This is a genomic window from Microbacterium testaceum StLB037, assembly GCF_900104345.1.
GTDB classification, from domain to species: Bacteria; Actinomycetota; Actinomycetes; order Actinomycetales; family Microbacteriaceae; genus Microbacterium; species Microbacterium testaceum_A.
Genome location: NZ_FNJN01000004.1, coordinates 317,988 through 333,056 on the forward strand (window position 1 = coordinate 317,988; position 15,069 = coordinate 333,056).

A 15,069-nucleotide genomic window follows, 5' to 3' on the forward strand; every position below is an offset into this window, starting at 1 on the left:
GTCGGGCAGGGCTCAGCCTCCGGCGAAGGGCGGGAGTACGTCGACGTGCGTGACACCCGCGAGCGGGGCATCGTCGTCGTGGCGCGTGCCGTCGACGAGCACGGCGCAGCGACCCAGGATCTCGCCCAGAGCCGGGTGGTCGGCGACGACGGCCTCGCGTAGCGCCGTCAGAGACGGTTCGGCCCGGTCCTCGGCATCCGTTCCCGCCGCCTCCGCCGCGGCGGCGAAGTAGCGTACGCGGACGCTCATGCGTCTTCTCCGGGACGCACCCAGTCGCCCGACTTACCGCCGGTCTTCGACACGATGCGCACGTTCTCGATGACCGTGCCCTTGTCCATGCCCTTCACCATGTCGACGATCGCCAGCGCCGCGACCGAGACGCTCGTGAGGGCCTCCATCTCGACGCCCGTGCGGTCGGCGGTGCCGACGGTGGCTTCGATCTCGACGCCCTCGTCGGTGATCTCGAGGTCGACCGAGGCGCGGTGCACTCCGATCACGTGCGCGAGCGGGAGGAGGGCGGGAGTGGACTTCGCGGCCTGGATGCCGGCGATCCGGGCAACCGCGAGCACGTCTCCCTTGGGGGCCGTGCCATCGCGGAGGGCGGCGACCACCTCGGGGGCGCAGCGCACGAAGCCGCGCGCCGAGGCGGTGCGGACGGTGGGCTGCTTGAGGGTGACGTCGACCATGCGGGCGTGGCCCGCGGCATCCAGGTGGGTGAAGGTCATGGAATCAGCATGACATCGAGCGGGTCGCCCACCGACACGGTGGACACCTCGGCGGGGACGATCGCGAAGGCCTCGGCGCGCGCGAGGGAGGCGGCGAGGTGCGAGCCCGATCCGCCCGCGGTGGCGGGGCGCACGGTGCCGGCGACGAGGTCAATCGCCGCCGGGAGGTACTGGCGACGGCCGGGCGGGGTGTTCCAGGTCTCGGATGCCGTGAGCCGGGCAATCCGCCGGTCGATCACGGTGCGGCCCTGCAGGGCGAGGAGGACGGGGCGCACGAACACCTCGAACGACACCGCGACGCTCACGGGGTTGCCGGGCAGGCCGAAGACGAGGCGGCCGTCATCGAGCGCTCCGAAGGCCTGGGGCTTGCCGGGCTGCATCGCGACCTTCTCGAACGCGATGCGCCCCTCGAGAGCCTGGCGCACGGGCTCGTAGGCCCCGGCGCTCACGCCCCCGCTGAAGACGATGACGTCGACGTCGGCCGCGTGATCGAGCAGGGCGTGGATGGCGTTCGCGTCGTCCTGCAGGCTCGACGTCACCGTGACCTCCGCGCCCGTCTCCGCGACGAGGGCCGCCAGCAGCGTCGAGTTGGAGTCGGGGGTCTGACCGCGCCCTGGGACGACCCCGGGGACGACCAGTTCGCTGCCGGTCGACACGACGGCGACCCGCGGGCGGCGGTGTACCTCGAGCTCGGCGACGCCTGCCGCGGCGGCCGCGGCCAGCGCGAACGGTCCCAGGCGCTCCCCGGCCGACAGGACGACCTCGCCTGCGCGGGTGTCGCCGCCGCGGCGGCGGATGAAGGCTCCGGATGCCGCGGGCGCGCGCCGCACCTCGACGGTGCCCAGCGAATCGGCGAGGCCTCCCGCGGTGTCTTCGAACGGCACGATCGCGTCGGCGTCGGTGGGCACGGGCGCACCCGTCATGATGCGCACCGCCTCGCCGGCACCGAACGACGGGTCGTCGGACGACCCGGCCGGCAGATCGGCGACGACGCGCAGGGTCACCGGGTTCTCGGCATCCGCCCCCTCGACGTCGGCGACGTGAACCGCGAAGCCGTCCATCGAGGAGTTGTCGAAGCCGGGCAGGTCGTGAGCAGTGCGCACGGGGGCGGCGAGCGTGCGGGCGGCCGCATCGGCGAGGCGCACGGTCTCGACGGGCAGGAGGGTGACGGCGTCGAGCACGCGGGCGCGGTGGTCCTCGACGGTGAGCAGCGGGGTCATCGGGGCCTCCGGGGTCAGGACGAAACGGCGGGGCGGGCGGCGGGCGAGAGTGGGATCACGTCGTGACGGGCGCGCAGGGCGTCGATCACGACGAGCCGGCCGAGCAAAGGCTCTCCCGCGCCGGTGACGAGCTTGATCGCCTCGGTCGCCAGCATCCCCCCGACCTGCACGCACAGCGATCCGAGCACGCCGACCTGGGCGCACGTGGGCGGCTCTCCGGCGGAACCGGTGGGGAAGAGGTCGCCGAGCACGACGGGCGCGTGCCCCTCGGGCGGAGTCGACCAGAACACGGTCACCTGGGCGGCCCACTCCTGCACGGCTCCCCAGACGAGGGGGATGCCGAGATCCTCGGTCGCGGCGGCGACGGCCTCTCGCGTGTCGAAGGTGTCGCTCCCGTCGATGACGAGGTGCGCCCCTGCGAAGAGCTCGGCAGCATTGTCGGAGGTCAGTCGTACCGTTCGTTCATGGACGACGGTGAGGGGCGACAGGTCGCGCACGGCACGAGCGGCGGATGCCGTCTTGGCGGTGCCGATGTCGGTGATGCGGTGCGCGAGCTGGCGCTGCAGGTTGGTGCGCTCGACGGTGTCGTCGTCGATGACGACGAGCTCGCCGACCCCGGCCGCGGCCAGCGCGAGCAGCACGGGCGAGCCGAGGCCGCCGGCTCCGACGAGCGCGATGCGCGCTGCGGCCAGGCGGCGCTGGCCCTCCTCGCCGATCGCGGCGAGCACGGCGTGACGAGCGGTGCGGATGAGTTCTTCGGGGGCGAGCGACGCCACCGGTTCGACGAGCGGCTTCATCCGCCGATCGCGCTCATCGTGCGCTCGGGCTGCACGAAGTCGGGGCGCGCGAGCCCTACGCGGTCGGAGCCGTGGGCGCGGGGCTTCGCCCACATGGCCTCGCGCCAGACCTGCGCGATACCGGCGTCGTCGGCTCCCGCACGCAGGGTCGAGAGAAGGTCGGTCTCTTCGTGCGAGAACAGGCACGAGCGCACCTTGCCGTCGGCCGTCACCCGGGTACGTGTGCAGGCGGCGCAGAAGGGTTCGGTGACCGAGGAGATGATGCCGATGTGTCCGGCGACGGCGGTCTCTCCGGGGCGGCGGACCTCCCACCGCTCGGCGGGGGCGGCGCCGCGTCCGCGCGGATCGGGGGTGAGAGAGAACGCCGTCTCGATCTCGGCGCGGATGTCGCGCGCGGCGATGACGTTCGTCGCCATCCACGATCGGTCTCCGTCGAGGGGCATGTCCTCGATGAAGCGCATCTCGAACCCGTTGGTCACGGCCCAATCGACGAGCGAGACGATCTCGGTGTCGTTGATGCCGCGCAGCAGGACCGCGTTGATCTTGATGGGCCCGAGGCCCGCGGCGCGCGCGGCCTGGAGGCCCGCGAGCACCTTGTCGAGGTGCGGGCGGCGGGTGAGCTCGGCGAAAGTCTCGGGGTGCAGGGTGTCGAGCGAGACGTTGAGGCGGGTGAGGCCCGCGTCCTTCAGCGCCTGGGCGCGGCGATCGAGACCCACGGCGTTCGTGGTCATCGAGATGGGCAGGTCGGGGTTGTCCTCGCGGATGCCGGCGATGATGAACTCGAGGTCTTTGCGCACGAGGGGCTCGCCGCCGGTGATCCGCAGCTCCTCCGCACCGAGGGACTGCACGGCGACGCGGACGATGCGGCGGATCTCGTCGGTCGACATCAACTGCGTCTGCGGGAGCCAGGGCATCCCGTCGGCCGGCATGCAGTACGTGCAACGCAGGTTGCACTTGTCGATGACCGAGACGCGTAGGTCGGTCGCGACGCGGCCGAAGCGGTCGAGCAGTCCGCCGGACTGCGGGGCGCCGGTCGCGGCGAGGGCCGTCGCGCCGGATGCCGGAGAGGGGGCGCCGGTCGCCGGGAGGGCGGTCGCGCCCGATGCCGGAGAGGCGGCGCCGGTCGCGGGGAGCGCGGTGGCCCCCGATGACGTCACGGTCGCGCCGAGGGCCACGGCCACCGGCCGTCGCGTTGGGCTCGCGTGCTCGGCATCCATGGGTCGAGCCTAGGTCAGCGCGGGGAGGGGGAGGGCGACGGGCCCGAGTCTCACGGGAGGGGTACGGTCGGGGGATGCCGAACACCTTCCGGATCGCGCAGGCTGCGCGTCTGCTCGGAGTCAGCGACGACACCGTTCGCCGGTGGATCGACCAGGGTGCGCTGCCGACGACCGGGGCGTCGCCGACGGAGATCCCCGGGGCGGCGCTGGCCGCGCGGGCGGTGGCGCTCGCGGCCGAGCCCGATGACCCGACCGCGATCGCCTCGAGCGCCCGCAACCGCTTCGTGGGGATCGTCACCCGCGTGCAGATCGACGGGGTCATGGCCCAGGTCGACCTGCAGTGCGGACCCCACCGGGTGGTGTCGCTCATGTCGGCCGAGGCCGCCGAAGAGCTTGCTCTCGAGCCGGGGTCGCTGGCCGTCGCGTCGGTGAAGGCGACGGTCGTCACCGTGGAGGCCCCGCGCGGCTGACACGCCGGATCGCCTCGCGGGCGGCTCACCCGTCGAAGCGCGGGCCGATCGCGTCGACGGTGAGCTCCCACAGGCGGCGGGCATCGCCCGCGTCGCGGAACGGCGTCCACAGGTCCGCGGGCCGCGCCGGGCCGCCGATGAGCCGCGACGGACCGAAGAAGAGGCCGTCCGCGGACGGCGTGGTCGCTGCGAGAACGGCCGGTTCGGCGGCGGATGCCACGGAGCCGGTGATGTGCAGACGCGAGAGCACGCGGATGACTCGACGGACGCCGAGTTCGCGCTCACGGCCCGCGCCGGGCTGCGCCGCCAGCAGGTTGGTGGGCGAGACGCCGGGGTGCGCGAGGGCGCTGGAGAGATTCCACCCCTCGGTGCGACTGCGTCGCTGCAGCTCTTCGGCGAAGAGGCCGATGGCGATCTTGGACTGCACGTACGACGCCATCGCGTTATAGGTCGGAGCGTCGATGGCGGCCTCGTCGAATCTGCCGCGACGGGCGGCGATGCTCGTCTGGTGCACGACGCGCGCTCGGCCTTCCCGCAGGAGCGGCAGCAAGCCCAGCGTGAGGGCCGCATGGCCGAGGTGGTTCGTCCCCCACTGCAGCTCGAAGCCGTCCGCGGTCTCCTTGCGCTGCGGCGGGGTCATCACGCCGGCGTTGTTGACCAGGAGGTGCACGGGCCGGCCCTCGGAGCGGAGCCCGTCGACGAGGGCGTGAACGGAGTCCAGGCTCGCCAGATCCAGGGCGCGGGTGGATGCCACGGCATCCGGAACCTCCCGGCGGAGGGTCTCGAGCGCGCGGCGTCCCTTCTCGGAAGAGCGGACGGGGAGGACGAGGTCGGCGCCGAGGGCGGCGAGACGGGTGGCGATCACGGTGCCGATGCCGTCGCTGGCGCCGGTGACGACCGCGAGGCGGCCGCGGAGGGGGGAGGGGGTGGGGGACATGGTCGGTCCTTTCACGTCGGTGGTCCGATGCTCCCGCGCCCTCATCGACCGGACCAGTGCCCGCTCAGCCGCTGATCGGCGATCCACCCCTCAGCGCGGGGTGACCGAGGAAGAACCGATGACGGCGAGCAGGCGCAGCTTCTCGGCGCTCTCGCTCCCGGGTTGAGCGGTGTAGACGAGCAGACGGTGCGAGTGGTCGGGGTCGAGCAGGGTCTGGCACGAGAGATCCAGGTGCCCCACCTCGGGGTGGTGGAACCTCTTCACGTCCGGCGGGCGGGCGCCGACCTCGTGGGCGTCCCACAGGGAGGCGAACTCGGTGCTGCGCACCCGCAGATCGTCGGCGAGCTCCGCCGCGCGCGAGTGCGGACCGCGAGCGGCGACGAGCTCGCGCAGGCCCGCCGCGTAGAGCCGCGAGAGGGACGCGATCTCGGCCGGCGGGTAGGCGGCGCGCGCGGCCGCATCGGTGAACCAGCGGTAGCCGACGCTCCGCGCCGGCCCCGAGCGCAGCGACGCGTCGCCGAGCAGGGCGATGCCGAGGCGGCTCTGGCGCAGCGTTTCACCCAGCTCCGTGACGATCTCGGCGGGGGTGTCGTCGAGACGGTCGAGCACGCGTAGCATTCCGGGGCTGACGTGCTCGGCCCCCGAATGTCGCGACGGCGGTTGGTGCCCCGCGAGCCGGAAGAGGTGGTCGCGCTCGGCGAGGCTCAGGTGCAGGCCCTGCGCGAGCGAGGTCAGCATCTGCTCGGAGGGCGTCGGGCCGGTGCCCCGTTCGAGGCGTGCGTAGTAGTCCGTCGACATGTGGCTGAGCAGGGCTACCTCCTCGCGTCGGAGCCCCGCCGTCCGCCGCCTCACGCCGCGCGCGAGCCCGACGTCCTCGGGTTGAAGGGCCTCGCGGCGGCGCTGAAGGAAATCGCCGAGGCTCGGCAGATCGCTCACGGTGTTCCTCGCATCTCCCGTTCCTATCGCGTCGACGGCCGTGATGCCAGGACTCGCCGGTCCACCTCTGAGCGGTGCTCGCGGTGCGAGCCGTGCGAGAGAGCATGTCGCTGACGCGTAAGTGTCATTGCGCGGTGGAGATGTCAGCGCGATGACTTTTTCGCGAGTTTCGCGGATGATATGACATTCGCAATCCGCAGATGCGGAATACTGAAGCAACAGCGAGCCGCCGGCGTCGCCGAAAGGACCGTCATGAGCCGCCCCCTCCGTCTTGCCGTCGTCGCCGCCGCGGCGGCTCTGCTCGCCGGCTGCGCGAGCTCCGCGCCCGCGCCCGCGGCATCCGAGGACTCCCTCTCGGGAACGGTGGAGGTGTACGCCGCCGCCTCGCTGCAGCGGTCGTTCGACGAGATCGCCACAGCGTTCGAGGCCGCCCATCCCGGGGTCACGGTGAGCGCGGTGTACGACGGATCGAGCACCCTCGCGACGCAGATCGGCGAGGGCGCGCCGGCCGACGTGTTCGCCTCGGCCGATGAGAAGAACATGGCGAAGGTGAAGGAGCAGGCACCCGACCCCCAGCTGTTTGCCGGCAACACCCTCGTGATCGCCGTGCCGAAGGGCAATCCCGGCGCCGTGGCCACCCTCGCGGACCTGGCCCGGGTCACGACGGTGCTGTGCGCCCCCGAGGTCCCGTGCGGCGCGGCGTCGCAGACCCTCCTGTCGAACGCCGGCGTCGCCGTCACGCCCGCCAGCTCCGAGCAGAACGTCACCGCCGTGCTCACCAAGGTCGCCGCCTCCGAGGCCGACGCGGGTCTCGTCTACGCCACCGACGTCAACGGTCGCGACGACGTCGAGACCATCGTGCCGGCCGGTGCCGGCGCCGTCGTCAACCGGTACCCGATCGCCGCCCTGACCGGTGCCCCGAACCCCGAGGCCGCGGCCGCGTTCGTGGCGTTCGTGCTCGGGCAGGACGGGCAACGCGTGCTCGCCGACGCGGGCTTCCGCGCGCCGTGAGAGCGGCCGGATACATCCCCCGCTGGCTGATCGTGCCGGCGGTGCTCGGCCTGCTGTTCCTGCTGGTTCCGCTCACCGCCCTCATCGCGCGGGTGGAGTGGGCGACGCTCTGGAGCGACGTGACATCGGAGGCCGCCCTCTCGGCCCTGGCGTTGTCGCTGGGAACGGGGGCCGCGGCCACCGCTGTGTGCGCGGTGGTCGGCATCCCTCTCGCCCTTCTCATCGCCCGCAGTCCCGCGCGGACGGCGGCTCTGCTGCGCGCGGTCGTCACCGTGCCGCTCGTGCTGCCCCCGATGGTCGGCGGCGTCGCCCTGCTGTATCTGTTCGGGCGCAACGGCTGGTTCGGCTTCCTCGCCCTGCCGTTCACCACCACCGCTGTCGTGCTGGCCCAGGTGTTCGTCGCCCTTCCGTTCCTCGTCCTCGCGGTCGAGGGGGCGCTGCGCAGCACGGGGGTCGAATTCGAACGCGCCGCCGCCTCGCTCGGGGCGTCGCGCGCGACGATCCTCCGGCGCGTCACCCTGCCGTTGGCCGCTCCCGGCATCGTCGCCGGAGTGGTGCTGTGCTTCGCTCGAGCGATCGGGGAGTTCGGGGCGACCGCGCTGTTCGCGGGCAACCGCCCCGGTGTCACGCAGACGATGCCGCTGGCGATCTACACCGCGTTCAACGGAGCGGGAGTGTCCCAGGGCACCGCGGTCGCTCTGTCGCTGCTGCTGCTGATCACCGCCGTCGCCGTGCTGCTGCTCGTGCGCGGGTGGCGACCGGGGGTGGGCAGATGACGATTCCGGATGCCGCTGAGCTCCGCGCCCGCATCCGCGTGCGTCGCCGTGACTTCGTCGTCGACGCCACGCTCGACGTCGCCCCGGGCGAGACCGTCGCCGTGATGGGCCGGAGCGGCGCGGGAAAATCGACGCTGCTCGGCGCGCTCGCCGGGCTCACGCCGCTCGACGAGGGGGAGATCTCGGTCGACGGGCGGGTCCTCGACCGCCCGCCGCGCACGCGGACCGCCCCGATGCACCGGGGGATCGTGCTGCTCGGGCAGGAGGCGCGCCTCTTTCCGCACCTCCCCGTGCGCGAGAACGTCGCCTTCGGTCCGCGTGCGGCCGGGGTGCCGGCATCCGTCGCCCGCGACGCCGCCGAGGAGTGGCTGGTCCGCGTCGGATTGCCGGGCACGGGCGATCGGCGCCCCGCACAGTTGTCGGGCGGCGAGCAGCAACGCGTCGCGGTTGCCCGGGCTCTGGCGGCCGAGCCGCGGGTCGTCCTGCTCGACGAACCCCTCGTCGCGCTCGATGCGCTCACGGCCTCGGAGATCCGCGCGATGCTGCGGGAGCGGCTCGCGGGCGTGACGACCGTCGCCGTCACCCACGACGCGATCGACGCGGCCGCCCTGGCCGACCGCCTCGTGATCGTGGAGCGCGGGCGGGTGACGCAGGAGGGGCCCGTTCGCGAGGTGCTATCGGCACCGCTCACCGACGTCGCGGCGCGGATCGCCGGTCTGGAGCGGCTCGTCGGCGAGGCCCGCGGCGGGGCGTTCGTGCGGGGCGCGCTCCGGCTCGCGTCGGCGGATCCGGCGTCTCGTGCGCTCGCCGCGACCGACGGTGCCGCTCTCGCGGCGGTCTACCGTGCGACGGACGCGCGACTCGGAGAGGGGACTCCGGTCCGCGTGGTCTCCGTGGAGCCCACGCCGACGGGCGTGCGCGTCGTCACCGACGAGGGTTCCGCCGAGGTGGCGCCGATCGAGGCGGCATCCATCCGGCCCGGCGACACGGTGTTGTGGAGCGTGCCGCCGGAGCGCGTCCGCTTCGTCGCGTCACGCTGACTCAGGCCGCCGCCACGCGCCCGTTCTCGAGCCGCACCTCGCGGTCGACCAGCCCCTCCGGCACATCGACGTGCGAGACCAGCACGACGGCCCGGTCCCGTCCGATCGCACCGAGCAGGTCGACGAGCAGAGCGTCGGATGCCGCGGGATCGACGCCCGCGGTGGGCTCGTCGAGCACGAGCACCGGGAAGTCGCGCAGCACCGCCCGCGCGAGCGCGAGACGCTGAGCCTGCCCGCCGGACACCAGCCCACCCCGGTCGCCGACTCGGGCGTCGAGGCCGCCGCGCTCGCGGACCCAGGGATCGAGGCCGACGCGCTCGAGCACCGTCCACAGTTCGTCGTCGGTGGCGCCCTCGCGCGCGAAGAGGAGGTTCTGGCGCACGGACTCGTCGAACAGGTACGGCGACTGCTCGATGATCCCGACGGTGCGGCGCAGATCGTCGCCCGAGATGTCGCGGGCTTCGATGCCGCCGACCCGGTACGAGCCGTCGTAGTCGAGGAAGCGCGTGAGCACGTGCGCCAGCGTGGTCTTGCCCGCTCCGCTCGGACCCGTGACGAGGACGCGCTCGCCCGGCCCCAAGCGCAGGGCGATGTCGTCGAGGCGGCCGGCGTCGGCGTCGAGGTCGTTGCGTGCCGGCCAGTGCGCGCGGACGCCGGTCAGTTCGAGGCCCGCGCCGAGGATCGGTGCCGCACCGGTTGCGGCGTGCTCGTCGCGGGGGAGTCCGTCGGGGACGGCTTCGGGCACGGCGTCGGCGATACGTTCCGCCGCGGAGCGCACCTGGCGCCAGGAGGCCAGGGCGAGGGGCACCGGCCCGAACACCTCGAACACGGCCATCGGCACGAGCACGACGACGGCGAGCCCCGGGCCCGACAGGGATCCACCGGCGAGCGACGGGGCGGCGACGAGCAGGGCGGCGAGCGAGGCGACCCCGGCGAGCACCGAGACGGCCCCCGAGGTGAGCCCTTGGGCTCCGCCGCGTCGGACGACGGCTCGGCGCAGAGCGGCATCGGCACGGCGGACGCGCTCGGTCGCGGCATCCAGCGCTCCGTACGCCGTCAGCACGTCGAGGTTCGCGAGCAGGTCGTGCACCGCGTCGGCGACGGCGGCGCGGAGGGGGGCGATCGAGCGCTCAGCGCGCGCGCCGGTGGCCCCGCCCACGACGACCGCGACGGCGAACGCGACCGCCAGGCAGACGAACAGCACGACGGCCGCGGGCCACGAGACGATCGCGGTGAACACCACGGCGGCGAGCGAGGTGAGGACGGCGACCGCGAGGGGGAGCATCACGCGCAGGGGGAGGTTCTGCAGTTCGTCGACGTCGTCGACGACGCTCGAGAGCAGCCCCCCGCGCCGCGAGCGCGCGAGTCCGTCGGGAGCGAGGGGGACGAGGTCGCGCACGAGATCGGCGCGAACTCCCGCGAGCTGTTCCAGGGCCGCGTCGTGTCCGGTGAGGCGCTCGAGGTAGCGGAACACTCCCCGCGACAGGGCGAACGCGCGGACCCCGACCACCGCCATCGACAGGTACATCACGAGGGGCTGTTCGGCGGCCCGCGCGATGAGCCACGCGCTCGCCGCGAGGAGTGCGATCGAGCTCGCCGCGGTGCCGAAACCCGACAGCACCGCGGGCGCGAAGCGTCGCCGCGAGGGCATCGCCGAGCGCAGGATGCCGCGGACACGCGCGTTCACGACCGCACCTGCCGTCCGCGTGCGCGCGAGGGGTCAGAATCTGTCGCCTGGGACCCCGTTGAAGCGACAGATTCCGACCCCTCACGCGAAAGGGACGGGGGCGTGAGCTCGACCACCTCGTCGGCGATCGCGCGGGCGGAGCGTCGGTGCGAGACGAGGAGCACGCCGCGGCCGGCGTCGGCCTCGCGGCGGAGGGTCTTCCACAGGTGGGCCTCGGTGTCGGCATCCAGGGCGCTGGAGGGCTCGTCGAGCACGAGCACCGGCACCGCGCCGATTCGCGCGCGGTACAGGGCCCGCGCGACGGCGACGCGTTGCGCCTGGCCGCCCGAGAGGCCCGCTCCTCCCGCACCGAGCACGATCCCGGGGCCGATGTCGGATGCGCCCGCGTCGGCCAGGGCGGCGGAGATGCACCCGGAGTCGAGGGGTGACCCGAGCGACACGTTCTCGGCGACCGTGCCCGATGCCAGCCCCGGCCGCTGGCCCGCCCAGGCGACCGCGTCGCGGGCGTGCGAGACGGAGACGCCGTCGACGCGCACCTGGCCGTCGTACGCGACGTACCCGAGGAGAGCGGCGATCAGCGACGACTTCCCGACGCCGCTCGGGCCGGTCACGAGCACCACCCTTCCGGGCCCTACCGACAGCGATACGCGGGGCAGCGCGTGTCCCTCGCGGTGCACCCGGACCCCCTCGAGCGTCACCGTCGATCCGAGCGTCGAGGTCATGGCATCCGGACCCCGCTCTTCTCGAGCGGAGCGCGCGGCGTCGAGCGTGTCGAAGATCTCGTCGGTCGCCGCGACCCCCTCGGACGCGGCGTGGAACTGCACGCCCACCTGGCGCAGGGGCAGGTACGCCTCGGGGGCGAGCAGCAGCACGAACAGACCGACGAGCAGGCTCAGATCGCCCGAGAGCAGGCGGAAGCCGATGGTGACCGCCACGATCGCGACCGAGATCGAGGCCAGGAACTCCAGTGCGAACCCCGACAGGAACGACACGCGCAGCACCGTCATCGTCTCGCGCTTGTAGTCGCGCGTGATCGTCTCGATCGAGTCCGCCGCGCGATGCTGCCGACCGAAGGCCTTGAGGGTGCCGAGGCCTTCGACGGTGTCGGCGAAGCGCGCGGCCAGGCGGCCGAGGGTGCGGTACTGCTTCTGCTGCACGCCGCGGGTCGCCCAGCCGATCAGCACCATGAACAGGGGGATCAGGGGGATCGTGAGCACAACGATCAGGCCCGACAGCGGGTCGGCGAGCGTGATCGCCCCGATGAGGATCGGCATCGTGATGGCGGTGGCGACCAGCTGCGGCAGGTACCGGCCGAAGTAGGCGTCGAGCGCCTCGAGACCGTGGCCCGCCGTGACCGCGAGCGAGGCGGCATTGCGGCGAGCGAGCCAGGCGGGGCCGAGGCGTCCGACCGCGCCGATCACGGCCGCCCGCAGCTGCAGCGACGCCGCGGCCGCCCCCCGGGCCGACACGCGCTCCGAGGCCGCCCCGAGGAGCCCGCGGAGCAGGACGAGGGATGCCGCGACCCCGACGAACCCCCACAGCTCGCCGACCGGTCGGCCCGCGATGACGCCGACCAGGGCGCTGGTGAGCGCCCAGGCGAATCCGATGATCGTGCCCGTCTGGGCGAGGACGATCGCCGCGGTCACCGCGAAGAAGCCGCGGGAGGCGGTGGCGTAACGGAGCAGCCGGGGGTCGACGGGTTTCATGACGGTCTCAGTGGGCGACGAGCGCGGCCTTCTCGATGCGGGCGCGGGTGACGCGCTTGCGGAACACCCAGTACGTCCAGCCCTGGTACGCCAGGATCAGCGGCAGGAAGATCAGCGCCGCCCAGCTCATGATCGTGAGCGTGTAGTCGGTGCTCGAGGCGTTGTCGATCGTGAGGCTCGAGCCCGCGGCGAGCGTCGAGGGCATGACGTTCGGGAAGAGGGCGAAGAACAGGGCGGCGACGGCGGCGACGATCGTCACGGCGCCGAGGGTGAAGGCGGTGCCTTCGCGATCACGGAGGTTCGCGATCCACGACCCGATGAGGGTCAGGGCGGCGACACCGGCCAGGGCGACGACACCGAGTAGCAGGGGCGCCTCCGCATTCGCGGCGTTCACGATCGTCCAGCCGAGGAACAGGGCGGCCAGCGCGATGGCCAGCACTCCCGCCTTCTTCGCGAGCGAGCGGGCGTCGGCGCGCACCTGGCCGTCGGTCTTGAGGGCCACGAAGTACACCCCGTGCACGAAGAACAGGGTGAGGGTCGTGAGCCCGCCCAGGATGCCGTAGGGGTTGAGCAGCGTCAGCACGGTGCCGACGTACTCGTGGCCGGCGTCGAGGGGGACCCCCTGCACGATGTTGGCGAAGGCGACGCCCCACAGGAACGCCGGGGCGGCCGAGCCGAAGAAGATCATGCGGTCGAACGCGCGCTTCCATTTCAGCGAGTCGCGCTGGTGGCGGTACTCGAACGAGACGCCGCGGGCGATCAGGGCGATGAGGATCGCGAGCAGCGGCAGGTAGAACCCGCTGAACAGGGTCGCGTACCACTCGGGGAACGAGGCGAACAGGGCGGCGCCGGCGACGATCACCCAGGTCTCGTTGAGGTCCCAGACGGGGCCGATGGTGTTGATGATCTGCCGGCGGGCGATGTCGTCCTTGCCGAGGAACGGGATCGACATGCCGACGCCGAAGTCGAAGCCGTCGAGCACGAAGTAGCCCACGAAGAGGAAGGCGACGATCCAGAACCAGAGGTATGCGAGGTCCATGAGGGGCTCCTAGTAGACCGTGGTCGGGGTGTTCTCGACCGAGTCGTCGTGTTCGGCATCGGGGTCGGGCAGCGGCTCGGGGCCCTTCTGCGCGAACTTCACGATGAGACCGAACTCGACGATTGCGAGGGTGAGGTAGACGAGGGTGAAGGCGACGAGCGAGATCAGCACGCTCCAGCCGGGCACGCTCGGCGAGACGCCGTCCTGCGTGAGCATCAGGCCGAACACGATCCAGGGCTGACGGCCCATCTCGGTGAACACCCACCCGACGAGGCTCGCGAGCATCGGCAGGGGAGCGGCCCAGATCGCGACGCGCCACATCCAGCCGGCGACGGGGCGCTTGGCCTTCTTGCGGGTGACCCACAGGCCGACGACGCTGACGAGCGCCGCGATGCCGCCGAGGGCGATCATCCAGCGGAACGCCCAGTAGGTGACCCACAGCACGGGGGCGAAGTTGCCGTCGACCTGGTCGGCGAACTGGGGGAACATCTGCTGGCTGTAGAGGGTGTTGAGGTCGTTGATGCCCTCGACGCAACCGTCGAGCGAGTGCGTCGACAGGATGCTGAGCAGGAACGGCACGCGGATGCTGAACAGTTCGCTCGTTCCGTCCGGCGTGCCGAGCGTGAAGATCGAGAACGAGGCATCCTGCCCGCAGACGGTGTTGAAGGTCGCTTCGGCCGCCGCCATCTTCATCGGCTGGGTCGCGACCATCACGAGGCTCAGCTGGTCGCCGACGATAGCGACGAGGACGAACGACACCACCGTCGACCACAGTCCGAAGCGGAGCGTCTTGCGCATCATCTCGGTGTTGCGCCCGCGTGCCATGTGCCAGGCCGAGACCGCGACGATGACCATGGCCGCGAACATCCAGCCCGCGAAGATCGTGTGGGGGAAGGCCGCGAGGGCGACGGGGTTGGTGAGCATCGCCCAGAAGTCGACGAGCTCGGCGCGGTGGCCGTCCGCCGACATCTGGTACCCGACCGGGTTCTGCATGAAGGCGTTGGCGGCGATGATGAAGTACGCCGACAGGGTGGCGCCGATCGACGCCATCCAGATGCTCGCGAGGTGGGCGAGGCGGGGGAGCTTGTCCCACCCGAAGATCCAGAGGCCGATGAAGGTCGCCTCGAGGAAGAAGGCGAGCAGGCCCTCGAAGGCGAGCGGGGCGCCGAAGACGTCGCCGACGAAGCGGGAATAGGCCGACCAGTTCATGCCGAACTGGAACTCCTGGACGATGCCGGTGACCACGCCCATCGCGAAGTTGATCAGGAAGATCTTCCCGAAGAAGCGCGTGATGTGCAGCCACCGCACGTCTCCCGTGCGGTACCAGACCGTCTGGAAGATCGCCACGGCGAGCGACATTCCCAGGGTCAGGGGCACGAAGAGGAAGTGGTACAGCGTCGTCAACCCGAACTGCCAGCGGGCGAGGGCGAGGGGGTCGAGCCACTCCATCAGGAGCCTCCGATCGAACCGGATTGTGTGGTCAGACCACATGCTACGCCGGGGCTCCG

General features: G+C 72.3%; 15 protein-coding genes. 4 read left to right on the forward strand and 11 right to left on the reverse strand.

Going from position 1 to position 15,069, the window contains the following annotated elements; genetic code table 11:
- Positions 1-12: 12 nt before the first annotated feature.
- Genes BLS25_RS10640 through moaA form a run of 5 tightly spaced genes read right to left on the reverse strand, consistent with a single transcriptional unit; the run spans position 13 to position 3,959 of the window.
- Positions 13-249, reverse strand: a complete 237-nt coding sequence (locus tag BLS25_RS10640) for a MoaD/ThiS family protein (protein WP_074695575.1) — start codon at positions 247-249, stop codon at positions 13-15.
- The gene (moaC, locus tag BLS25_RS10645) at positions 246-725 is read right to left on the reverse strand and encodes a cyclic pyranopterin monophosphate synthase MoaC (RefSeq protein WP_074695577.1); all 480 of its coding nucleotides are present in this window, start codon (positions 723-725) and stop codon (positions 246-248) included. Before moaC ends, BLS25_RS10640 begins: the two co-directional genes overlap by 4 nt.
- On the reverse strand, positions 722-1,945 hold the full coding sequence (locus BLS25_RS10650; protein ID WP_074695579.1) for a molybdopterin molybdotransferase MoeA: 1,224 nt from the start codon (positions 1,943-1,945) through the stop codon (positions 722-724). Before BLS25_RS10650 ends, moaC begins: the two co-directional genes overlap by 4 nt.
- 14 nt (positions 1,946-1,959) lie before the next feature.
- Positions 1,960-2,742 (reverse strand): HesA/MoeB/ThiF family protein, encoded by a 783-nt coding sequence (locus BLS25_RS10655; RefSeq protein WP_074695581.1) that lies wholly within the window; start codon positions 2,740-2,742, stop codon positions 1,960-1,962.
- Positions 2,739-3,959, reverse strand: coding sequence for a GTP 3',8-cyclase MoaA (gene moaA / locus BLS25_RS10660; RefSeq protein WP_074695583.1), 1,221 nt, complete (start codon positions 3,957-3,959; stop codon positions 2,739-2,741). Before moaA ends, BLS25_RS10655 begins: the two co-directional genes overlap by 4 nt.
- Before the next feature lie 74 nt (positions 3,960-4,033).
- Here moaA and BLS25_RS10665 point away from each other — a divergent pair, with 74 nt between their 5' ends.
- Positions 4,034-4,429 carry a TOBE domain-containing protein gene (locus BLS25_RS10665; RefSeq protein WP_074695585.1) on the forward strand — a complete coding sequence of 132 codons (396 nt, stop codon included), beginning with the start codon at positions 4,034-4,036 and terminating at the stop codon, positions 4,427-4,429.
- Between the two features lie 25 nt (positions 4,430-4,454).
- Here the strand turns inward: BLS25_RS10665 and BLS25_RS10670 are convergent, their stop codons facing one another.
- A complete protein-coding gene (locus tag BLS25_RS10670; protein ID WP_074695587.1) occupies positions 4,455-5,366 on the reverse strand; it encodes an SDR family oxidoreductase in 912 nt (303 codons plus the stop codon).
- 90 nt (positions 5,367-5,456) lie between these two features.
- Positions 5,457-6,302 (reverse strand): helix-turn-helix transcriptional regulator, encoded by an 846-nt coding sequence (locus BLS25_RS10675; protein ID WP_056230250.1) that lies wholly within the window; start codon positions 6,300-6,302, stop codon positions 5,457-5,459.
- 252 nt (positions 6,303-6,554) lie between these two features.
- On the opposite strand from BLS25_RS10675, the gene modA reads away from it, so the two are divergent.
- The 3 genes from modA to BLS25_RS10690 are packed head-to-tail and all read left to right on the forward strand — an operon-like array spanning position 6,555 to position 9,129.
- A complete protein-coding gene (gene modA, locus BLS25_RS10680) occupies positions 6,555-7,313 on the forward strand; it encodes a molybdate ABC transporter substrate-binding protein (RefSeq protein ID WP_074695589.1) in 759 nt (252 codons plus the stop codon).
- The gene (gene modB, locus BLS25_RS10685) at positions 7,310-8,089 is read left to right on the forward strand and encodes a molybdate ABC transporter permease subunit (protein WP_056230243.1); all 780 of its coding nucleotides are present in this window, start codon (positions 7,310-7,312) and stop codon (positions 8,087-8,089) included. Before modA ends, modB begins: the two co-directional genes overlap by 4 nt.
- The gene (locus BLS25_RS10690) at positions 8,086-9,129 is read left to right on the forward strand and encodes a sulfate/molybdate ABC transporter ATP-binding protein (protein WP_074695811.1); all 1,044 of its coding nucleotides are present in this window, start codon (positions 8,086-8,088) and stop codon (positions 9,127-9,129) included. The genes modB and BLS25_RS10690 overlap by 4 nt, the downstream gene beginning before the upstream one ends.
- 1 nt (position 9,130) lies before the next feature.
- Here the strand turns inward: BLS25_RS10690 and cydC are convergent, their stop codons facing one another.
- The 4 genes from cydC to BLS25_RS10710 are packed head-to-tail and all read right to left on the reverse strand — an operon-like array spanning position 9,131 to position 15,010.
- Positions 9,131-10,816, reverse strand: a complete 1,686-nt coding sequence (gene cydC, locus BLS25_RS10695) for a thiol reductant ABC exporter subunit CydC (RefSeq protein WP_256335575.1) — start codon at positions 10,814-10,816, stop codon at positions 9,131-9,133.
- Positions 10,813-12,522 carry a thiol reductant ABC exporter subunit CydD gene (gene cydD / locus BLS25_RS10700; protein WP_074695591.1) on the reverse strand — a complete coding sequence of 570 codons (1,710 nt, stop codon included), beginning with the start codon at positions 12,520-12,522 and terminating at the stop codon, positions 10,813-10,815. The genes cydC and cydD overlap by 4 nt, the downstream gene beginning before the upstream one ends.
- A 7-nt stretch (positions 12,523-12,529) precedes the next feature.
- Complete coding sequence (cydB, locus tag BLS25_RS10705; RefSeq protein WP_074695592.1) at positions 12,530-13,561, reverse strand: cytochrome d ubiquinol oxidase subunit II; 1,032 nt, start codon at positions 13,559-13,561, stop codon at positions 12,530-12,532.
- Positions 13,562-13,570: 9 nt separating this feature from the next.
- Complete coding sequence (locus BLS25_RS10710; RefSeq protein WP_056230233.1) at positions 13,571-15,010, reverse strand: cytochrome ubiquinol oxidase subunit I; 1,440 nt, start codon at positions 15,008-15,010, stop codon at positions 13,571-13,573.
- Between the last annotated feature and the right edge of the window lie 59 nt (positions 15,011-15,069).

Coding starts and splice junctions, on each gene's coding strand:
- moaA (WP_074695583.1), bottom strand. CDS start 3,959: ATGGATGCCGAGCACGCGAGCCCAACGCGACGGCCGGTGGCCGTGGCC.
- cydB (WP_074695592.1), bottom strand. CDS start 13,561: ATGGACCTCGCATACCTCTGGTTCTGGATCGTCGCCTTCCTCTTCGTG.
- BLS25_RS10650 (WP_074695579.1), bottom strand. CDS start 1,945: ATGACCCCGCTGCTCACCGTCGAGGACCACCGCGCCCGCGTGCTCGAC.
- BLS25_RS10710 (WP_056230233.1), bottom strand. CDS start 15,010: ATGGAGTGGCTCGACCCCCTCGCCCTCGCCCGCTGGCAGTTCGGGTTG.
- modA (WP_074695589.1), top strand. CDS start 6,555: ATGAGCCGCCCCCTCCGTCTTGCCGTCGTCGCCGCCGCGGCGGCTCTG.
- BLS25_RS10670 (WP_074695587.1), bottom strand. CDS start 5,366: ATGTCCCCCACCCCCTCCCCCCTCCGCGGCCGCCTCGCGGTCGTCACC.
- BLS25_RS10655 (WP_074695581.1), bottom strand. CDS start 2,742: ATGAAGCCGCTCGTCGAACCGGTGGCGTCGCTCGCCCCCGAAGAACTC.
- moaC (WP_074695577.1), bottom strand. CDS start 725: ATGACCTTCACCCACCTGGATGCCGCGGGCCACGCCCGCATGGTCGAC.
- BLS25_RS10640 (WP_074695575.1), bottom strand. CDS start 249: ATGAGCGTCCGCGTACGCTACTTCGCCGCCGCGGCGGAGGCGGCGGGA.
- cydD (WP_074695591.1), bottom strand. CDS start 12,522: ATGAAACCCGTCGACCCCCGGCTGCTCCGTTACGCCACCGCCTCCCGC.
- BLS25_RS10690 (WP_074695811.1), top strand. CDS start 8,086: ATGACGATTCCGGATGCCGCTGAGCTCCGCGCCCGCATCCGCGTGCGT.
- BLS25_RS10665 (WP_074695585.1), top strand. CDS start 4,034: ATGCCGAACACCTTCCGGATCGCGCAGGCTGCGCGTCTGCTCGGAGTC.